Below are 20,888 nucleotides of genomic sequence, written 5' to 3'. Positions count from 1 at the left end.
CGGTTGGTCGCTCATGCGACACAGGAACAGAATTTTGTCGCAGTATAACATGAAGCCGCCTTTGTTGTTATGCAACGGTTGGAGCAGCGGTCACGTAACGTTATACTGCTTCTCTTTCTCACTGGCTAATTGTCGACATCACTATGCCCGTTTTTGCTTTGCTCGCCCTTGTCGCCTATTCCGTCAGCCTCGCGCTGATCGTTCCCGCTCTGCTGCAAAAAAACAGCGGCTGGCGGCGTATGGCTATTCTTTCTGCGGTCGTCGCGCTGGTGTGCCACGCTTTTGCGCTGGAAGCCCGTATCCTTCCCGCAGGTGAAGGCGGACAAAATCTGAGCCTGCTTAACGTCGGGTCGCTGGTGAGCCTGATGATCTGTACGGTGATGACGATTGTCGCCTCACGCAACCGCGGCTGGCTGTTGCTGCCGATCGTGTACGCTTTCGCGCTCATCAATCTGGCTTTCGCGACCTTTATGCCAAACGAATACATAACGCATCTTGAAGCCACTCCGGGCATGATGATCCATATCGGGCTGTCGCTGTTTTCCTACGCGACGCTCATCATCGCCGCTCTTTACGCGCTGCAGCTGGCCTGGATCGACTACCAGTTGAAAAACAAAAAGCTGGCGTTCAGTAACGAAATGCCGCCGCTGATGAGCATTGAGCGCAAAATGTTTCATATCACGCAAATCGGCGTGGTGTTGTTGACGCTCACGCTGTGTACCGGCCTGTTTTACATGCACAACCTGTTCAGCATGGAAAACATCGACAAAGCCGTTCTCTCTATTGTGGCGTGGTTTGTCTATATTGTTTTGTTATGGGGACATTATCATGAGGGCTGGCGCGGCCGCCGCGTGGTGTGGTTTAACGTCGCAGGCGCAGGCATTCTGACGCTGGCCTATTTCGGCAGCCGGATTTTGCAGCAGGTCGTAAGTTAAGCCCTAAAAGGAGTCTCCCCTGGAACACATCTCAACCACCACGCTGATCATCACGTTACTCATCATGGTGGTCATCTCAGCCTATTTTTCCGGTTCTGAAACCGGAATGATGACCCTTAACCGTTACCGGCTGCGCCACATGGCCAAGCAGGGAAACCGGGCGGCAAAGCGGGTGGAAAAACTGCTGCGTAAGCCGGATCGCCTGATTAGCCTGGTGCTTATCGGCAACAACCTGGTCAATATTCTCGCCTCCGCCCTCGGGACCATTGTCGGTATGCGTTTGTATGGCGATGCGGGCGTGGCGATTGCCACCGGCGTGCTGACTTTTGTCGTGCTGGTGTTTGCCGAAGTGCTGCCAAAAACGATCGCCGCGCTCTATCCGGAAAAAGTGGCTTATCCGAGCAGCTTCCTGCTTGCGCCCTTGCAAGTATTAATGATGCCGCTGGTCTGGTTACTGAACACCATTACCCGGTTGCTGATGCGTCTGATGGGCATTAAAACCGATATCGTGGTCAGCGGTTCGCTGAGCAAAGACGAACTGCGCACCATTGTGAATGAATCCCGCTCGCAAATTTCTCGTCGCAACCAGGATATGCTGTTGTCGGTGCTCGACCTGGAAAAAATGACTGTCGATGACATCATGGTCCCGCGTAATGAAATTATCGGTATTGACATCAACGACGACTGGAAATCGATTGTGCGTCAACTGTCGCACTCGCCGCACGGACGCATCGTGCTGTATCGCGACTCGCTGGACGACACCATCAGCATGCTGCGGGTGCGCGAAGCCTGGCGGCTGATGTCCGAGAAAAAAGAGTTCACTAAAGAAACCATGCTGCGCGCCGCCGATGAGATTTACTACGTCCCGGAAGGCACACCGCTGAGTACCCAACTGGTTAAATTTCAGCGCAACAAAAAGAAAGTCGGTCTGGTGGTCAACGAGTATGGCGATATTCAGGGGTTGGTGACGGTGGAGGACATTCTTGAGGAGATCGTCGGTGACTTTACGACCTCCATGTCGCCTACGCTGGCCGAAGAGGTCACACCGCAGAATGACGGCTCGGTCATCATTGACGGCAGCGCCAACGTGCGTGAAATCAACAAAGCCTTTAACTGGCATCTGCCGGAAGATGACGCGCGGACAGTAAATGGCGTGATTCTGGAAGCGCTGGAAGAGATCCCGATCGCCGGCACCCGGGTGCGCATCGGTCAGTATGATATCGATATTCTCGACGTTCAGGAGAATATGATTAAGCAGGTCAAAGTGGTGCCGGTGAAGCCCCTGCGGGAGAGCGTGGCGGAATAAGACGCAGGATAGATAGGCCGGGTAAGGCGCAAGCCGCCACCCGGCGCTACAGATCACGCATTACGCTTTGGCTTTCGCTACCGTGACCATTGCCGCACGAATCGTACGACCGTTCAGCGTATATCCTTTCTGCATAATACCCAGCACGTTGCCCGGCGCGACCTCTTCCGACTCGACCATCGCAATGGCCTGATGCACGTTCGGGTCCAGCGCGACGTTGGTCTCGGCAATCACTTCAACACCAAACTTGCGCACCACATCCAGCATGGATTTGAGCGTCAGTTCAATGCCTTCGATCATCGCCGCCATGTCCGGATTAGCTTTATCAGCCACTTCCAGCGCACGATCCAGGCTGTCGATCACCGGCAGCAGCTCGTTGACGAATTTTTCCAGCGCGAACTTGTGCGCCTTCTCAACGTCCAGCTCGGTGCGGCGACGCAGGTTTTCCATTTCCGCTTTCATGCGCAGCAGACTGTCGCGTTCACGCGTCTGGGCCTCAGCAAGCTGCGCTTCCAGATTCGCAATTTTTTCATCGCGCGGATCCACCTGCTCAGCAGAAGCGTCTGATTCAACCGCCTCAACTTCTTCGTGCTGTTCCATGATAATTTCTTCCGGGGCTTGCCCCTCAGGCGTTTTCTGTTCTTTACTACTCATGAATTTCTCCGCGTTTTTTTCGCATTCATCTCGCTAACTTCGCTTATTATGGGGATCGGATTCAGGGTTTCAAGGGAAGCACTCACATTGTCATCAATCTTCGTTACAAGGACCTCGAAAAATGAATAATCATTTCAAGTGTATTGGCATAGTGGGACATCCACGTCACCCCACTGCTCTGACAACACATGAAATGCTCTATCGATGGTTATGCACGAAGGGCTATGAAGTCATTGTTGAGCAGCAAATCGCGCACGAGCTGCAGTTGAAAAACGTTAAAACCGGCACCCTGGCCGAAATTGGTCAGCAGGCGGATCTGGCGGTAGTGGTTGGCGGTGACGGCAACATGCTCGGCGCGGCGCGCACCCTCGCGCGTTATGACATCAAAGTGATTGGCATTAACCGCGGCAATCTCGGGTTTTTAACGGATCTCGATCCTGACAACGCCCAGCAGCAGCTCGCCGACGTGCTGGAAGGCCATTACATTGCGGAACAGCGCTTTTTGCTGGAAGCGCAGGTCTGCCAGCAGGATTGCCAGAAGCGCATCAGCACGGCGATCAACGAAGTGGTGCTGCACCCCGGTAAAGTCGCGCACATGATTGAGTTTGAAGTCTATATTGACGAGAACTTCGCCTTTTCGCAGCGTTCAGACGGGCTAATCATCTCGACCCCAACCGGTTCTACCGCCTACTCGCTTTCGGCAGGCGGCCCGATTCTGACCCCCTCTTTAGATGCGATCACTCTGGTGCCGATGTTCCCGCACACCCTTTCGGCTCGTCCGCTGGTGATTAACAGCAGCAGTACCATTCGGCTGCGTTTTTCTCATCGTCGTAACGACCTTGAGATTAGCTGTGATAGCCAGATCGCCCTGCCTATCCAGGAAGGCGAAGATGTGCTGATTCGGCGTTGCGACTATCACCTGAACTTAATACACCCAAAAGATTATAGCTATTTCAATACGTTAAGCACCAAGCTGGGTTGGTCAAAAAAATTATTTTAATTTCACGTCAGCCTCTTTACTGGATAAAAAACCTGTTTATACTGTATGTAATTACAGTTATGGTTTTTCATACAGGGAAACGGCTATGTTGGCACAACTGACCATCAGCAATTTTGCAATCGTTCGTGAACTTGAGATCGATTTCCAGAGCGGAATGACCGTCATTACCGGGGAAACCGGGGCGGGTAAATCCATTGCGATTGATGCACTCGGCCTGTGTCTCGGAGGCCGGGCTGACGCCGACATGGTGCGAGCCGGCGCCGCACGAGCCGACCTCTGCGCTCGCTTTTCTCTGAAAGATACGCCTGCCGCCCTGCGTTGGCTGGAGGCCAACCAGCTCGAAGACGGACGTGAGTGTTTACTTCGCCGCGTCATTAGCAGCGACGGACGCTCCCGCGGCTTTATCAATGGCACTGCCGTTCCTCTCTCTCAGCTTCGCGAGCTGGGCCAATTGTTAATTCAGATTCACGGCCAGCATGCCCATCAGTTGCTGATCAAACCTGAGCACCAGAAATCACTGCTCGACGGCTATGCCAATGAATCCCAGTTGGTGCAGGACATGGCTTCGCGCTACCAGTTGTGGCATCAAAGCTGCCGCGATCTGGCGCATCATCAACAGCAGAGCCAGGAACGCGCCGCGCGCGCCGAGCTGTTGCAATATCAACTCAAAGAGCTTAACGAATTTAACCCGCAGGCGGGTGAATTTGAGCAAATTGATGAAGAGTACAAACGGCTGGCCAACAGCGGCCAGCTTCTCTCTACCAGCCAGAATGCGCTGGCGCTGCTGGCGGATGGCGATGATGTTAACTTGCAAAGCCAGCTGTATACCGCGAAGCAACTGGTCGGCGAACTGGTCAGCATGGACAGCAAACTTTCCGGCGTGCTGGATATGCTGGAAGAAGCGACTATTCAGTTAACCGAGGCCAGCGACGAGCTACGCCATTACTGCGATCGTCTGGATTTAGATCCTAATCGCCTGTTTGAACTTGAACAGCGTATTTCAAAACAAATCTCGCTGGCGCGTAAGCATCACGTCAGTCCGGAGGCGCTGCCGCAGTATTATCAGTCTCTGCTGGAAGAACAGCAGCAGCTTGACGATCAGGCTGACTCGCTGGAAACGCTGACGCTGGCCGTTAACAAGCATCATCAGCAGGCGCTTGAGTCCGCGAAGGCGCTACATCAACAGCGTTTGCACTATGCACAGGAGCTAAGCACGTTGATTACCGAGAGTATGCACTCACTCTCTATGCCGCATGGCCAGTTCACTATTGCCGTGAATTTTGACGAACATCATCTGAGCCTTGACGGCGCGGATCGCGTGGAGTTCAGGGTCACGACGAACCCCGGACAGCCCATGCAGGCAATAGCAAAAGTCGCCTCCGGCGGCGAACTGTCGCGTATCGCGCTGGCGATCCAGGTGATCACCGCCCGTAAGATGGAAACCCCGGCGCTGATTTTTGATGAAGTGGATGTCGGGATCAGCGGACCAACCGCCGCCGTCGTCGGCAAACTTCTGCGCCAGTTGGGAGAATCCACCCAAGTGATGTGCGTGACGCACCTTCCACAGGTGGCCGGCTGTGGTCATCAGCATTTCTATGTCAGCAAAGACACTGACGGTGAAATGACCGAAACCCATATGCAGCCGCTGGACAAACGCGCGCGTCTGCAGGAACTGGCGCGACTGTTGGGTGGTAGCGAAGTGACCCGCAATACCCTCGCAAACGCGAAAGAACTGCTGGCGGCATAAACTTTTTGGCCCCTTAACGGTCAGAGTAGACAACAAAAACGCCGACAGACCCGTAAGCAAAAGGTTTTAAAGTGGTGAAAGGTCTATTATCATCGGCATATTACATATGAGCCACGTACTGCTCGGGCCCGAAAAGGAATCAAATCACTATGCGCTGTAAAACGCTGACTGCTGCCGCAGCAGTATTATTGATGTTGACCGCAGGCTGTTCCACTCTGGAGCGAGTGGTTTACCGCCCTGATATCAACCAGGGGAACTACCTGACCGCTAACGACGTATCGAAAGTGCGCGTCGGCATGACTCAGCAACAGGTTGCCTATGCGCTGGGAACGCCAATGATGTCCGATCCGTTTGGCACAAATACCTGGTTCTACGTGTTCCGCCAACAGCCGGGACATGAAGGCGTAACGCAACAAACGCTAACGCTGACCTTTAACAGCAGCGGCGTGTTGACCAACATTGATAACAAGCCGGCATTGACCAAAAACCCCTAAACCAGGCTTGAGAACGTAAATCAAAATGTTAAAAGGTGCTCAATGAGCACCTTTTTTGTCACTGGCAGCGTTTGCCGACTGAAAGTATCGCGCCCCGCCGTATATAGCCTACTTATTGGCAGACTTCTCCGCCCGCTGTCTGCGCAACTCTTTCGGGTCGGCAATCAGTGGGCGATAAATTTCAACCCGATCACCCTCCTGCAGCGTATCGCTCAACTTCACCGGGCGGCTGTATATACCCACTTTGTTTTTCGCAAGATTAATATCGGTGCGTAGCTCGAGCAGACCGGAAGCGCGAATGGCGTCTTCCACCGTCGCCCCGTCATGCAGCGTGACGCGCTGCAGATACTGTTTTTCCGGTAACGCATAAGCCACCTCGACAACAATCTTAGCTGGCACTGTAAACCTCTTTTGCGCGCACAGTGAATGCCTGCACCATATTGGCGGCCAACTCTTTAAAGATACGACCAAACGCCAGCTCAATGAGCTTATTGGTAAACTCAAAGTCGAGATGAAATTCTACCCGGCAGGCTTCCTGACTCAGTGGGGTAAATTTCCAGCCGCCAATCAGTTTCTTAAACGGACCGTCGACCAGATTCATCAGAATGCTCTGGTTACGGGTTAACTGATTGCGCGTGGTAAACGTTTTACTGATCCCTGCTTTGGAGACATCAACTGCAGCCGTCATCTGCCCCGGCGTGGACTCCAGAACGCGGCTGCCGGTGCAACCCGGTAAAAACTGGGGATAGGACTGTACGTCATTCACTAACTGATACATCTGTTCCGCACTGTAAGGGACTAACGCGGTTCGACTAATCTGCGGCATAGCTATTTCCATCAACAAAAATCGAACAAATAATAGCATTTATCCTACGGTAAAAAAAACGCTATCCCGCAACAGGGTACAACCCGGTTCATGCTAAGATAATCCCTTCACCCCCTGAGGACGAAATGGGGTGTTTTTCGATTCCAGTTTACCTATACTGAGCGGCACTATGACGAAGAAAAAAGCACACAAACCTGGCTCAGCCACCATCGCGCTTAACAAACGTGCGCGACATGAATACTTCATCGAAGAAGAATTCGAAGCGGGACTCGCCCTGCAAGGATGGGAAGTGAAATCCCTGCGTGCCGGTAAAGCTAACATCGGCGACAGCTATGTCTTGTTACGCGACGGCGAAGCGTACCTGTTTGGCGCCAACTTTACGCCAATGGCTGTCGCATCGACCCACGTGGTTTGCGATCCTACCCGCACCCGTAAGCTGCTGCTTAATCAGCGCGAGCTCGACTCGCTGTATGGCCGCGTTAACCGCGAAGGGTATACCGTGGTCGCGCTCTCTTTGTACTGGAAAAATGCTTGGTGCAAAGTCAAAATCGGCGTGGCGAAAGGTAAGAAACAGCACGATAAGCGTTCAGATGTGAAAGAGCGCGAATGGCAGCTTGATAAAGCCCGCATTATGAAAAATGCCGGGCGCTGACGCCTGCAGAATGTGACCAGCCCGACATTTTAGGCTGGTCACCTTTAATGACTCCCTGAAATCACAAAAATATATTCTCCCTGATCGTATAAATATATTTGCTGAATCGTTAAAATAACAAGAATATATCTTTAGATATATTTACAGTTATTGCATAGCCGAAGAACCCAATACTTCAAATAAATATTTTTTCTTCTTCTTAATCGTCTGAATAACATTACAGTTTATGCTTGTAATGACTTCCCCTTGCACAACAACCCTCCCTTTAAAACCTTATATTACAATTACATAAATTGTCATGCCGCTTTGCTTTAACCGTTTTCCATCCAGTAAAGTCCGTCTCTGAGAATATATTTTAGTGAACCTAAGCAAATCGTTAATATTACTTAAGTTGCAGAAAGAGATCTTTCTGGCTATATCATCTAATACGAAAGTACCAGTACATAAAAACAAAAGGTTATTCAGCACACAACAAGCCGCCATCCGAACGACCAGTAAACAGAAATCATCCGCGAGAATTCATCATAACGATGAACGAGGGCGCTCGTCTGCGTATTTTCCTGATGGGTGATTTTAAAAAATAACGCACTGCGCAAGCTATCAGGAGTGAATATATGCGTCTTCTCGCCGTTGTATCCAAGTTGACGGGCGTTTCCACCAATGTCGAAGCCTCTGAAGTCACACTTAATACCCCTTCCATAGTGAAGTTAAGCGCGCAACGTGAAGAAATCAGCCAGCTTGCTCGCGTTAATCAGGATTTGGTCATTACTTTTCATTCCGGTGAAAAGGTGACCATTAAAAATTTCTACGTCACTAACGATCAGGGCGCGAGCCAGCTGGTGCTGGAAGACGACAACGGAGCCTTGTGGTGGGTAGAGAACCCGGAAGCAGGACTGCAGTTTGAGCAGATCTCATCCATCGATGAGTTGTTAATCACCGCAGGCGGCGCAAATGAAGGCGCCGCTATTTGGCCCTGGGTACTTGGCGGCGTAGTCGCTGCTGGCGGGATCGCGGCAATCGCCGCATCGGGCGGCGGTGGTGGGGACGATGACGACGACAATGGCAGCGGTAACCCGGGCGGCGGTACAGACAATGGCGGCGGAGGCACCACCAACCCTCCACCGGGAAGTGTTGATACCACCCCGCCCGCATCGCCACTGATCACCAGCGCGCTGGATGCCGTTGCTGGCATCACCGGCGCCATTCAAAATGGCCAAACCACAAACGACAACCAGCCTGTGCTCTCCGGTACTGGCGAAGTTGGGGCCGTTATTACCGTTTATGACAATGGTCAGGTTCTCGGTACAACAACCGTAGACGCCTCGGGCAACTGGAGCTTCAAACCGCCGTCTTCGTTCGCCGATGGCGAACATGAACTGACGGTTACCGCAACAGACAAGGCGGGCAATACCAGCGTCGTGTCCGGCGATTTTACTTTTGTTGTGGATACCCAGGCTCCCGGCGCGATAACAGATCTGGCGATCTCCGCAGACGGGCTTGTGATCTCCGGGAACGCGGAGGCTGGCAGTACGGTAACCATTACCAATAGCGATGGTACGGCGCTGGGTACGGTAACCGCAGACAGCAATGGCAAATTTACTTTAACGCTCACGCAAGCGTTACAGAACGGAGAAGCGCTGACGGCTATCGCGATGGATAAAGCAGGGAATAGCGGACCTTCCGGCACGGTTACTGCGCCGGACTCTACCCCGCCACAGCCTGCCGGTAATCTTGACGTTTCAGACGACGGCACCACCGTCACCGGCACCGCAGAGCCGGGCAGTACGATCACTATTCGCGATCCGGCGGGTAATCCCATTGGTCAGGGCAAAACGGATGACCAGGGGAACTTCAACGTCGTGCTGGATACGCCGCAGACCAACGGTGAAACGGTGACCGTTGTCGTCACCGACACGGCAAACCTGACCAGCCCTCCGGCAACCGCCGTCGCGCCGGACACCACCCCGCCGCAGCCTGCCGGTAATCTTGACGTTTCCGATGACGGTACCACCGTCACCGGCACCGCAGAGCCGGGCAGCACAATTACCATTCGCGATCCGGATGGCAATCCCGTTGGTGAGGGCGTAACGGATGAGCAAGGGAACTTCAGCATCGATCTGAACACGCCACAAAAAAACGGCGAAACGCTCGCGGTGACCGCCACCGATGGTTCAAACAACACCAGTCAACCAGCCAACGTACAGGCGCCCGATATCACCGCGCCGCAAGCGCCGGTAGTGGTATCGATTGTTGATGATGCAGGCGATGTGAAAGGTGATCTGACCGCCGGGCAAAGCACCGATGATAATCAATTAACCTTCAGCGGGACCGGTGAGCCTGGCGCGACTATTACCATTCTGGACGGAGGGACGGCGTTGCCGGGGAGCGTTATTGTCGGCAGCGACGGTACATGGACGCTCACGACACCCGTCCTTGAAGACGGCAACCATAACTTTACCGTTACGGCGACCGACGCGAATAACCAGACCAGTACACCGTCCCCTTCTGTCACGCTTACGGTAGATACCAGCGCACCCGATGCGCCGTTTATCACCTCGCCGACCACTCCGGCGGCAACCAATCAGCCAGAATTACCCATTATCGGCACCGGCGAACCGGGCAGCACCGTTACGTTGTCTGATGGTAATACGATTGTCGGCACAGCGGTGGTTGATGGCGACGGCAACTGGACAATAACGCCTGCTCCGGCGCTAACGGAAGGTTCGTACACGCTGACCGCGGTCGCCACCGATCCGGCGGGTAACCAGAGTGAGCCTTCTGCGCCGATTGTTCTGGAAGTTGATACCACACCACCTGCGACTCCCGAAAGCGTGGTCATTTCTCAGGATGGCGGCACGGTGACCGGTACGGCGGAAACCGGCAGCACGGTGATTATTCGTGATGCCAACGGCGATGTCATTGGTTCCGGCGTAGCGACAGACGGCACGTTCTCCATTGCGATCACGCCTGCGCAAACCGGCAACGCCGGGCTGACGGCCACTGCCCAGGATACGGCGGGCAATACCAGCCCTGCGGCAAACTTCAACGGCTCCGGCAGCGGACTGCCGGTTATCAGCGCTGTGGTCGATGATGAGGGTAGCGTCCTGGGCGATCTGAGAAGCGGGCAAACCACCGATGACACCCTGCCCGGCTTGCGCGGTACCGCCACGCCAGATTCAACGCTCAATGTACTGGTCGACGGCGTAAATGTCGGCACGGTAACCGTTGACAGCACCGGGAGCTGGGTCTGGACGGCAACCGCGGCGCTGGGTGAAGATACACACACCTTCCAGGTTGTTGACAGTGCGAATGCGGAAAATGCCTCGGCGGTGGTGAACATCACCGTCGATCTCACCGCGCCCGCTCAGCCAGTCATCGGCAGCGTAACGGATGATGTCGCGCCGGGCACCGGCACGCTTGCCAGCGGCGATACCACCAACGATTCACGCCCGGCCCTGAGCGGTACCGGCACCGACGGCGAAACGATCTCCATTTACGATGGCGCCACGCTGCTCGGGCAGGTACAGGTGGAAAATGGCGTGTGGAACTTTACGCCGCCCACAGCGCTGGGTGAAGGCAGCCATAGCCTGACCATTACCGCCACCGATGCCGCAGGCAACGTCAGCGCGCCGTCAGCGGCGTTTGAGGTGGTTGTGGATACCACCGCGCCGCTCGTACCCACCATTACCTCCGCCACCGATGACAGCGATCCGCAGACCAGCATCATCAGCGACGGAGGCAGCACCAACGACACCACACCGACTTTTAGCGGCAGCGGTGAAAATGGCAGCATAGTCACTATCTTCGACAACGGCGTCAGGATCGGCACGGCCACCGTGACCAACGGTAGCTGGAGCTTTACCCCCTCCACGCTCAGCGACGGAACACACTCCATAACCGTCACCGCTACCGACGCGACAGGTAACATCAGCGCCCCTTCCGGGACGTACACCATCACCGTGGATACGATTCCGCCGCAGCCTGCCGGTAACCTGGACGTTTCCGATGATGGCGTCACGGTCACCGGGACCGCCGAAGCCGGTACTAGCGTGACCATCTACGCCAGCGACAATACGCCGCTCGGTTCCGCGCTGGTTCAGCCCGACGGTACTTTCACCGTTACCCTGAATACACCGCAGACTAACGGCGAGATTTTAACCGCTATCGTCACCGATCCGGCAAACCTGACCAGCTCTCCGGCCACCACCACTGCGCCTGACACCACCGCGCCGCTGGCTGCGGGTAATCTGGATGTTTCGGACGACGGCGTCACGGTCACCGGGACCGCCGAAGCCGGTACTACCGTGACCATCTACGCCAGCGACAATACGCCGCTCGGTTCCGCGCTGGTTCAGCCCGACGGTACCTTTACCGTCACGCTCGACACACCGCAAACTAACGGCGAGATCTTAACGGCTGTCGTCACCGACACGGTGAATCTGACCAGCCCACCGTCGACGACCATCGCGCCGGACATCACTCCGCCGCAGCCAGCCGGTAATCTTGACGTTTCCGATGACGGCGCCACGGTCACCGGCACTGCCGAATCGGGCAGCACGGTCACCATTCGCGATCCCGATGGCAATCCGCTGGGCCAGGGCACTACGGACGATCAGGGGAATTTCAGTGTCGACCTCGACACGCCACAGACCAACGGCGAGACCTTAACCGCTGTGGTTACCGATCCGGCGAACCAGGAGAGCACGCCAGCCTCTGTTACCGCGCCCGACACCACCGCGCCACTGCCGCCATCGAACGTGGAGGTGTCAGCGGATGGCAGTTCCCTGACCGCCACCGCCGAACCGGGCAGTCGGATCACCATTAAAGACAGCGAAGGCAATACTCTGGCGGTATCTGAGCCAGTTCCGGCGAACGGCACCGTTACCGTTCCGCTCACTCCTGCCGTGGTTAATGGCGAAACGCTCACGGTGACCGCCACCGATGGATCAAATAACACCAGTCAGCCCACCAGCGTGCAGGCACCCGATATCACCGCGCCGGAAGCGCCGGTGGTGGTATCGATTGCCGATGACTTCGGCGGGGTCAACGGTAACCTGGATACCGGGCAAAGCACCGATGACAACCGACTGACCTTCAGCGGTACCGGTGAACCGGGAGCGACCATCACCATTTTGAACGGCGGCGTGCCGCTGTCGGGTACGGCTATCGTAGACCCTGATGGCAACTGGACGCTGACCACAGACGTTCTCCCTGATGGTGAGTACACCTTCACCGCCACGGCAACCGACGGACAGGACCAGACCAGTCCCGCGTCCGATGCCGTCGTCATTACGGTCGATACCACCGCGCCTACGGCGCCGGTTCTGACCATTACCGACAATACCGGGGAAATTACGGGCGAGCTGACCAATAACGCCGTCACCGACGCCACGCAGCCAGTGCTGAGCGGAAGCGGTACCGCCGGAGACATCATTACGGTGTATGACGGCACAACGGCGATTGGCACAACCGAAGTCACCAACGCCGGTACGTGGAGCTTTACCCCGGCGCCAGCACTCAGCGAAGGCAGCCATACCCTCAGCGTCACCGCCAGCGATCCGCTGGGAAATACCAGCGCGAACTCCGCTGCAATCGTCATTACCGTCGATACCACCGCCCCCGCCACCCCGGCGCTGACCGTGGTCGACGGTGATGATGCGCCGTTAAGCAACGGCCAGGCGACCAACGAAACACAGCCGGTTCTCAGCGGAACGGGAGTCAACGGCGAGCGCGTTACCATTTACGACAAGGGTGTTGAGGTGGCCACCGTCACGATCGCCGACGGCGCCTGGGAATATCCTTCCGCCGTACTGGGCGAGGGTGAGCATGTGTTTACCATCACCGTGACCGATGCGGCAGGCAACGTCAGCGCTCCCTCCGCGCCAACCGGTATCGTGGTGGATACAACCGCGCCAGCAACGCCGAACCTGACGATCACTGATAACGTCGGCAGCCAGACGGGCTCGCTGGATAACGCGCAGTTCACCGACGATACGCTGCCGCTGCTGAGCGGAAGCGGCACCGCAGGCGACACCATCATCATTACCCTTGACGGCGTGGCGCTACCGCCGTTAATCATCGATAACGCCGGTAGCTGGAGCTATCAACTGACGACGCCGCTGACATCGGGTGACCACGTCATCTCGCTGACCGTCACCGATCCAGCGGGAAACAGCACCACATCACCGGATCGTATCGTGCGCGTGGACGCCCAGGCGCCGACCACGCCAACCCTCACGGTTAATGAGGACGGCGGGCCGCTGAGCAACGGCGGCCAGACGAACGATACCACCCCGACCCTGAGCGGAACGGGCGAAACGGGGAGTATCGTCACCATACTGAATAACGGCGTGGCGATCGGTACGGCAGAAGTCATTGGCGGCGCCTGGAACTTCACGCCGACCACTCCACTTGCCGAGGGCAGCTACAGCTTTAGCGTCACGGCGTCCGATGCAGCCGGGAACATCAGCCCGCCGTCGGCTGAGTTTGATTTAACGGTCGATACCCGCGCGCCCGATGCGCCGTTTATCACCTCACCGACCAGCCCAGCGGCGACTAACCAGCCTGAACAACCCGTCAGCGGCACTGGCGAACCGGGCAGCACCGTCACCCTCTCCAGCGGCGCAACCGTGGTCGGCACGGCGCTAGTTGATGGCGACGGCAACTGGACAATTGTCCCTGACGCGCCGCTTACCGAAGGTTCCTATACCCTCACGGCAGTCGCCACCGATCCGGCAGGGAATGCGAGCCAGCCTTCCGCCCCAATCACCTTAAACGTTGACCTTACCCCGCCCGCAACACCGCAGAACGTACTGATTTCTGACGACGGCGGCACGGTAACCGGCACTGCGGAAGCAGGAAGCACGGTGATCATCCGTGACAATAACGGCAACGTGATCGGCACCGGCGTGGCGACGGGCGGCAACTTCAGCATTGATATCACCCCGGCGCAAACCGGCACCAACACCCTGACAGCCACCGCGCAGGATGCGGCAGGTAACCTCAGTATTCCGGCTGACTTTGCCGGATCCGGCACGGGGCTGCCGGTGATTAGCGCCGTGGTCGACGACGCAGGCGGCGTGCTGGGTGAGGTGCGTGACGGAGAGACCACCGATGACACGTTGCCCGGCCTGCGTGGTTCCGCTACGCCAGACACATCCATTAATATTATTGTGGACGGGGTTGTGGTCGACACAGTCACTGTCGACGGCACGGGCAACTGGGTCTGGACAGCCACCACGGCGCTGGGTGAAGGCGAGCATACCTTCCAGGTAGTCGACAGTGCAGATTCAAGCAAAGCCTCGGCGGTGGTTACCATCACCCTCGACCTCACCCCGCCCGCTCAGCCAGTCATCGGCGGCGTGACGGACGATGTCGGGCCGGGTACCGGCACGCTCACCAGTGGCGACACCACTAACGATGCGCGCCCGACCCTCAACGGTACAGGAACCGACGGCGAAACAATATCGATTTACGATGGCGCCACGCTGCTCGGGGTAACGCAGGTGGTCAACGGCGTATGGTCCTTTACTCCAACGACGGCGCTGGGCGAAGGCAGCCACAGTCTGACCATTACCGCCACCGATGCCGCGGGCAACGTCAGTGCGCCGTCAGCAGCGTTTGAGGTGGTTGTGGACACCACCGCGCCGCTGGCGCCAGCGATCGCGTCGGCTACCGATGACAGCGATCCGCAAACCGGCATCATCGCCAACGGCGGCAGCACAAACGACACTACGCCAGCCTTTACCGGTAGCGGTGAAGAAGGCAGTACCATTACGTTCTACGACAACGGTGTAAACATCGGCACTACGACCGTGACCAACGGTAGCTGGAGCTTCACGCCGCCGGCGCTCGCGGCCGGTCCGCATGTCATTACCGTCACCGCCACCGATGCGATCGGTAACGTCAGCGCCCCGTCTGCGGAGTATAGCGTTACCGTGGACACCGCCGCGCCGCGCGCGCCGGTGATCCAGAGTGTCACCGATGACGCCGACCCGGGCACCGGCGTACTGGCGAACGGGCAAAGCACTAACGACAGCCAGCCGACCTTCCAGGGGACGGCGGAGCCAGGCGCAACCGTCACCCTCTATGATGGCGCCACCGTAATCGGCAGCGTCGTCGCTGGCACAGACGGCAGTTGGTCGCTTTCTCCGGACAGTCCGTTAAGCAGCGGCCTGCATAACCTGACCGCTACGGCGACGGATGCCGCAGGGAACGAAGGTCCGGCGGCATCCTTCACTCTGACCGTCGATACCCAGGCGCCATCGGCGCCGGTCATCAGCGCGGTCACCGATGATGTCGCCCCCAACAGCGGCACACTGGCAAACGGACAAAGTACCAACGATACGCGCCCAACGTTGTCCGGAACGGCCGAAGCCAACAGCACCGTTAACATTTTTGACGGTACGACCCTGCTCGGCACTGTGCAGGCAGACGGCACAGGCGCCTGGATCTTTACGCCGCCTACCGCACTCGCCAGCGGTTCGCATACCTTTAACGTGACCGCGACCGATGCCGCAGGCAACGTCAGCCCCGGCGCGGGATTTAGCCTGGTGGTGGATACCGTCGCGCCCGTGGCGCCCGCCATCGTCAACGTGACCGATAACGTCACGCCGGGTACGGGCGATCTCACTAACGGCCAGACTACCAACGATCCTCGTCCCGTCATCACCGGGACGGGCGAGCCGGGTAGCACCATTAACGTCTTCGACGGCAGCGTCCTGCTTGGCACTGCGGTAGTCAACGAAGGTGGTAGCTGGAGCTACAGACCAGACGGGCTGGCGCAGGGGACGCACACGCTACGGGTGACAGCCACCGACAGCGCGGGCAATACCGGTCCGGCATCGGCAAACTTTACCCTGACGGTCGATACCGCCGCGCCTGTCGCTCCGGTTATCAGCAGCGTGACCGATGACGCAGGCCCGGTGACCGGCAGCCTGACCAGCGGTCAGTCCACCAACGATACGCGCCCCACCTTTACCGGTACGGGCGAGCCCGGTACCACCATCAGCGTTGCGGATAACGGCGTGCCTATCGGCACGGCGACAGTAGGCAGCAACGGCGCCTGGACCTTTACCCCAACCAGCGATCTCGGTCAGGGCACGCATCCGCTAACCTTTACCCCAACGGACGCTGCGGGCAATACGGGTCCGGCGGCCAGTTTCACCCTGGCAGTAGACAGTGTCGCTCCGCTGGCGCCAGCGATCACCTCGGTGGTGGATGACAGCGCACCGCAGACCGGCAACCTGTCGCCCAATCAGAGCACTAACGACACCCGTCCGACGCTTAACGGAACGGGAGAAGCAGGCACCACGCTCACCTTCAGCGATAACGGAACGGTCATCGGCAGCGTCGTCGTGAGCGCCAACGGGACATGGAGCTTTACGCCGACCACGGCACTCAGCAACGGGCCGCACACGCTTTCCGTGAGCGCCGCTGATACGGCGGGCAACGTCGGCCCATCCAGCAGCTTCAGCCTGACGGTGGACACCCAAACGCCAGCCGCACCGGTCATCACCACGATCCTGGATGACGTCAGCAACAACACCGGCGCAGTAGGCAGCGGGCAAAGCACCAACGATACGCTGCCGGAACTGCGCGGCACCAGTGAGCCGGGGGCGTTTATCAATATCTACGATGGCGCAACCCTGCTTACGCCGACGCCGATTCAGGCGGATGCGAACGGGGCGTGGAGCTTTACGCCGACGACTGCGCTGGGCGAAGGGTCGCATAGCTTTACGGCCCAGGCCACCGACGCGGCGGGCAACGTCAGTCCGGCCTCGGCAATCTCCACCATTGTTGTCGACACCACGCCGCCTGCCGCGCCAGCGAACCTGGCGGTGGTCGCCAACGGCACCAGCGTTACCGGTACGGCGGAAGCGGGCAGCACGATTACCATCACCGGCAGCAACGGCACGGTGCTGGGTACCGGCGTCGCAGACGGCTCCGGCAATTTCTCCATTGTCATCACACCGGCGCAGGTTGGCGGAGAAACCCTGCAGGTGGTTGCCCAGGACCGGGCTGGCAACATCGGAACGGCAGGCAGCGTCGAAGCGCCGTTTACCGGTCTGCCAGGCGCACCGGTGATTGTCTCACTGACCGATGAGGTTGGTTCAATCACCGGGCTGGTGGCCAACGGTCAGGCGACTAACGACGCCACACCGCTGATCAACGGCACCGCACAGCCATCCTCAACCATCACCATCTACAGCGACGGCGTGGCGATTGGCACCACCACTGCCAACGCCCAGGGGAGCTGGTCGTTCACCCCGCCTGCCGGTATGGCTGACGGGGCGCACGCGCTGACCGCCACGGCAACCAACGCTAACGGCACCGGCACCTTTTCTTCCACCTTTAACGTCACGATAGACACCGTGACGGCTGCGCCCACCGGCAGCATCAGCGCTGACGGCGCCAGCATCAGCGGGACCGCCGAAGCGGGCAGTACGGTCACGATCACCCTCAGTACCGGCGAGACGCTCACCACCACTGCCAACAGTAGCGGTAATTACACCCTGACTTTCGACCGCAAACAGACCAGCGGGGAAAATATCAGCGTCAGCGCCACTGATGCGGTTGGCAACGTTTCAACCACCACCCAGGTTCAGGCGCCAACGCTCCCCATCGCCGCCAGCGATAACGTGGAGAACCTGACCATCACCACCGACGCCACCGTGACCACCAATGACTACAGCGACTACGGTTTGCTGCTGGTAGGCGCGCTCGGCAACGTGGCGAACGTGTTGGGCAACGATACGGCGGCGGTCGAGTTCACCGTCCAGGACGGCGGAAGCGCCAATCTGGTGATCGACGCCAGTACCACCGGGGTGGTGCTCTCGCTGCTCAATACCCAGGAAGTGGCGATCCAGAAATACGATGCGGCCACTAACTCTTGGACAACGGTCATCGACACCGCTCAGGCACAGTTCGCCAACCTGCTGACGCTGGGCAGCAGCGGCGTAACGGTGAACGTCACCGGATTAGAGGGCGGAACCTATCGGGTGCTGACCTATAACACCGCTCTGCTGGCGACGGGCTCTTACACTGCGCTGAACGTCAACGTCGAGCAGACCAGCGCAGGCGCCATCACCAGCGCGGAAACGCAAACCGGTAACGTACTGAACAACGACAGCGCGCCGCAGGACACCGTAGTGACAACGGTTACCAGCACTAACGGCAACAGCGTTACGCTCGGCTCCGGCAGCAGCGTCCTTCAGGGCGTCTACGGAACACTGACCATCAATCCGGACGGCAGCTACAGCTACGCGCTGAACCCGAACAGCCCGGCATCGGTGGTCGGTCGAACCGAAAGCTTCACCTACACTATCACCGGCGGCGGTAATACAACCTCGGCGAAACTGGTGATCACGCTGGGCAATGAGACTCCGGCCAGCAGCGTTACGGCTGTCGATAACGTCGCTACCCTGCCCTATGACACGCTGGTGGACGCCGTTAACAATGGTCCGTCTTCGCAGGGTGGTTTTACCGTGGTGAACGTTAGCCTCGGCAACGTGCTGGATGTTGGGGTGCTCGACAGACTGAGTAACCCGATAATCTTCGACGTTGAAGAAGGCACGACGCGTACCATGACGCTGCAATCATCGATAGGCGGCGTGGCGGTGGCGTCGAGTTTTGACCTCTATATCTATCGCTTTAATGATGTCACCCAGCAGTTTGAACAGTGGCGGGTAGAGCGAAACTGGCTGAACGCGCCGCTCCTGGGCGGTCAGTCCAATCCGTTGACCCTCAACCTCCCGGGCGGTGAATACCTGTTCCTGCTGAACCCGTCATTTGGCATCACGGCGCTGACTGGCTATACGCTGAACATCCTTGAGGATCATGTTTACAGCGTAGAAAGCCTGAGCACTACCACCCAGGGCAACGTGCTGAACGACGACGTCGCGCCAGACGGAACACTGGTGACCCAGGTGAACGGCGTCGCGGTGGCACAGACCGGCACCACGACGATTGTGGGTGCCTGGGGCACGCTGACCATTGATGCGCAGGGGAACTATACCTACACCCTGAAAAGCGGCCTCGGAGCCGACAGCACTTCCACGCCGGACAGTTTCGTTTATACGGTCCGGGCGCCAAACGGCGATACTGACACCGCTTCACTCAATATCCAGCCAACCGCCCGCGCGCTGGATGCCGTGAACGATGTCAGCGACACCCTGATTGCGCCGTCGGTGCAGGATACGGTGAGCTATCTGGACAGCAGTGTGGGTTCGGCGACATGGAACAACCCATTGTTCGGCACCGGCTCCGGTAACGGTAGCGGCACCTTCGTTGTTGACGCCAATACGCTGTTGCGCGCGCCAGTGCTGACTTTCGCGATAAGTAGTGGCTTATCTATCGCCAGCCTGAACGGAACCTGGTCAATTTATCAGGGGACAACGCTGATTCAGAGCGGCACCTATTCGGGGACTAACACGACGATCAACCTGAGCGCTCTGGATCTACAGGCTGGCACATACACGCTGAACTTCACCGGCAGCACAACCGGGCTGGGGATCCTGGGCTCATATACGGTGACGCCACGCGTTACCGGTACAACCATCGATCTGGATAATTTCGAAACCTCCGGTACGCATACCGTCAACGGCAATATCTTTGACGGCAGCGATGCCTCTGGTGTGCTGGATCAACTGAACACCGTCGATACGCGTCTGACGGTAACCGGTTTTAACGGCAGTACCGCGACGCTGGATCCGTATTCCAGCGGGACGACCACCATTCAGGGGCAGTACGGCTCTCTGCAAATCCGCGCTGACGGCTCTTATACCTACACGCTGAACAACGGCGTCGCACTCTCATCTATGTCCACGAAGGAGACCTTTACCTACAAACTGGATGACACCCGTGGTCATACCGACACCGCCACCCTGACGGTAGATATTGCTCCACAGGTCGTCAGCACCACGCAGAACGATGTCCTGGTGGGATCGGCCTACGGCGACACGTTGATCTACAACCTGCTTAACGCCAGCAGCGCGACGGGCGGAAACGGTACGGATACGTGGAGAAACTTCTCGCTGACGCAGAGCGACAAAATCGACATTGGCGACCTGTTGGTGGGCTGGAACGGAGATAACGCCACGCTCGGCAGTTATCTCAACGTCAGCACCAGCGGCGGCAACACCACGATATCCATCGACCGCGACGGCGCGGGGAGCACGTATCAGTCAACGGCACTCGTCACCCTGGAGAACGTACAGACCACACTCAATGAGCTGATTGAACAGAACCATATTGTGACCTGATAAGTACAAAAA

General features: G+C 57.7%; 10 protein-coding genes. 7 read left to right on the top strand and 3 right to left on the bottom strand.

The features are described from left to right. Positions 1 to 143 precede the first annotated feature (143 nt). Together JY391_RS05580 and JY391_RS05575 are read left to right on the top strand one after the other, a co-directional pair. Positions 144 to 935 carry a cytochrome C assembly family protein gene (locus JY391_RS05580; protein ID WP_042288288.1) on the top strand — a complete coding sequence of 264 codons (792 nt, stop codon included), beginning with the start codon at positions 144 to 146 and terminating at the stop codon, positions 933 to 935. Positions 936 to 954: 19 nt separating this feature from the next. After that, entirely contained in the window at positions 955 to 2,241 is a 1,287-nt protein-coding gene (locus JY391_RS05575) for an HlyC/CorC family transporter (RefSeq protein WP_199957864.1), read from the top strand. A 60-nt stretch (positions 2,242 to 2,301) separates the two neighbouring features. Here JY391_RS05575 and grpE read toward each other — a convergent pair whose 3' ends face one another. Further along, complete coding sequence (grpE, locus tag JY391_RS05570) at positions 2,302 to 2,895, bottom strand: nucleotide exchange factor GrpE (RefSeq protein ID WP_042288292.1); 594 nt, start codon at positions 2,893 to 2,895, stop codon at positions 2,302 to 2,304. A 121-nt stretch (positions 2,896 to 3,016) separates the two neighbouring features. Between grpE and nadK the strand changes: the two genes are divergently transcribed. The 3 genes from nadK to bamE all read left to right on the top strand — a co-directional run bounded on the left by nadK (position 3,017) and on the right by bamE (position 6,136). Next, positions 3,017 to 3,895 carry an NAD(+) kinase gene (gene nadK, locus JY391_RS05565; RefSeq protein WP_042288294.1) on the top strand — a complete coding sequence of 293 codons (879 nt, stop codon included), beginning with the start codon at positions 3,017 to 3,019 and terminating at the stop codon, positions 3,893 to 3,895. An 85-nt stretch (positions 3,896 to 3,980) separates the two neighbouring features. Continuing rightward, positions 3,981 to 5,642, top strand: a complete 1,662-nt coding sequence (gene recN, locus JY391_RS05560) for a DNA repair protein RecN (RefSeq protein ID WP_211935365.1) — start codon at positions 3,981 to 3,983, stop codon at positions 5,640 to 5,642. 149 nt (positions 5,643 to 5,791) lie between these two features. Continuing rightward, on the top strand, positions 5,792 to 6,136 hold the full coding sequence (bamE, locus tag JY391_RS05555) for an outer membrane protein assembly factor BamE (RefSeq protein WP_042288296.1): 345 nt from the start codon (positions 5,792 to 5,794) through the stop codon (positions 6,134 to 6,136). A gap of 108 nt (positions 6,137 to 6,244) precedes the next feature. On the opposite strand, the gene JY391_RS05550 is transcribed toward bamE, so the two are convergent. Both JY391_RS05550 and ratA read right to left on the bottom strand, forming a co-directional pair. Next, positions 6,245 to 6,535 (bottom strand): RnfH family protein, encoded by a 291-nt coding sequence (locus tag JY391_RS05550; protein ID WP_211935364.1) that lies wholly within the window; start codon positions 6,533 to 6,535, stop codon positions 6,245 to 6,247. Further along, positions 6,525 to 6,962 carry a type II toxin-antitoxin system toxin RatA gene (ratA, locus tag JY391_RS05545; RefSeq protein WP_042288300.1) on the bottom strand — a complete coding sequence of 146 codons (438 nt, stop codon included), beginning with the start codon at positions 6,960 to 6,962 and terminating at the stop codon, positions 6,525 to 6,527. The genes JY391_RS05550 and ratA overlap by 11 nt, the downstream gene beginning before the upstream one ends. Before the next feature lie 169 nt (positions 6,963 to 7,131). Between ratA and smpB the strand changes: the two genes are divergently transcribed. After that, positions 7,132 to 7,614 carry an SsrA-binding protein SmpB gene (gene smpB / locus JY391_RS05540; RefSeq protein WP_042289030.1) on the top strand — a complete coding sequence of 161 codons (483 nt, stop codon included), beginning with the start codon at positions 7,132 to 7,134 and terminating at the stop codon, positions 7,612 to 7,614. A gap of 614 nt (positions 7,615 to 8,228) precedes the next feature. Next, complete coding sequence (locus JY391_RS05535) at positions 8,229 to 20,876, top strand: BapA/Bap/LapF family large adhesin (RefSeq protein ID WP_211935363.1); 12,648 nt, start codon at positions 8,229 to 8,231, stop codon at positions 20,874 to 20,876. Positions 20,877 to 20,888 lie beyond the last annotated feature (12 nt).

It is taken from the genome of Citrobacter sedlakii, from assembly GCF_018128425.1.
Lineage (GTDB): Bacteria > Pseudomonadota > Gammaproteobacteria > Enterobacterales > Enterobacteriaceae > Citrobacter_A > Citrobacter_A sedlakii.
Note: the sequence above shows the minus strand (reverse complement) of the source record. Positions and strands in the feature narration are given on the sequence as shown.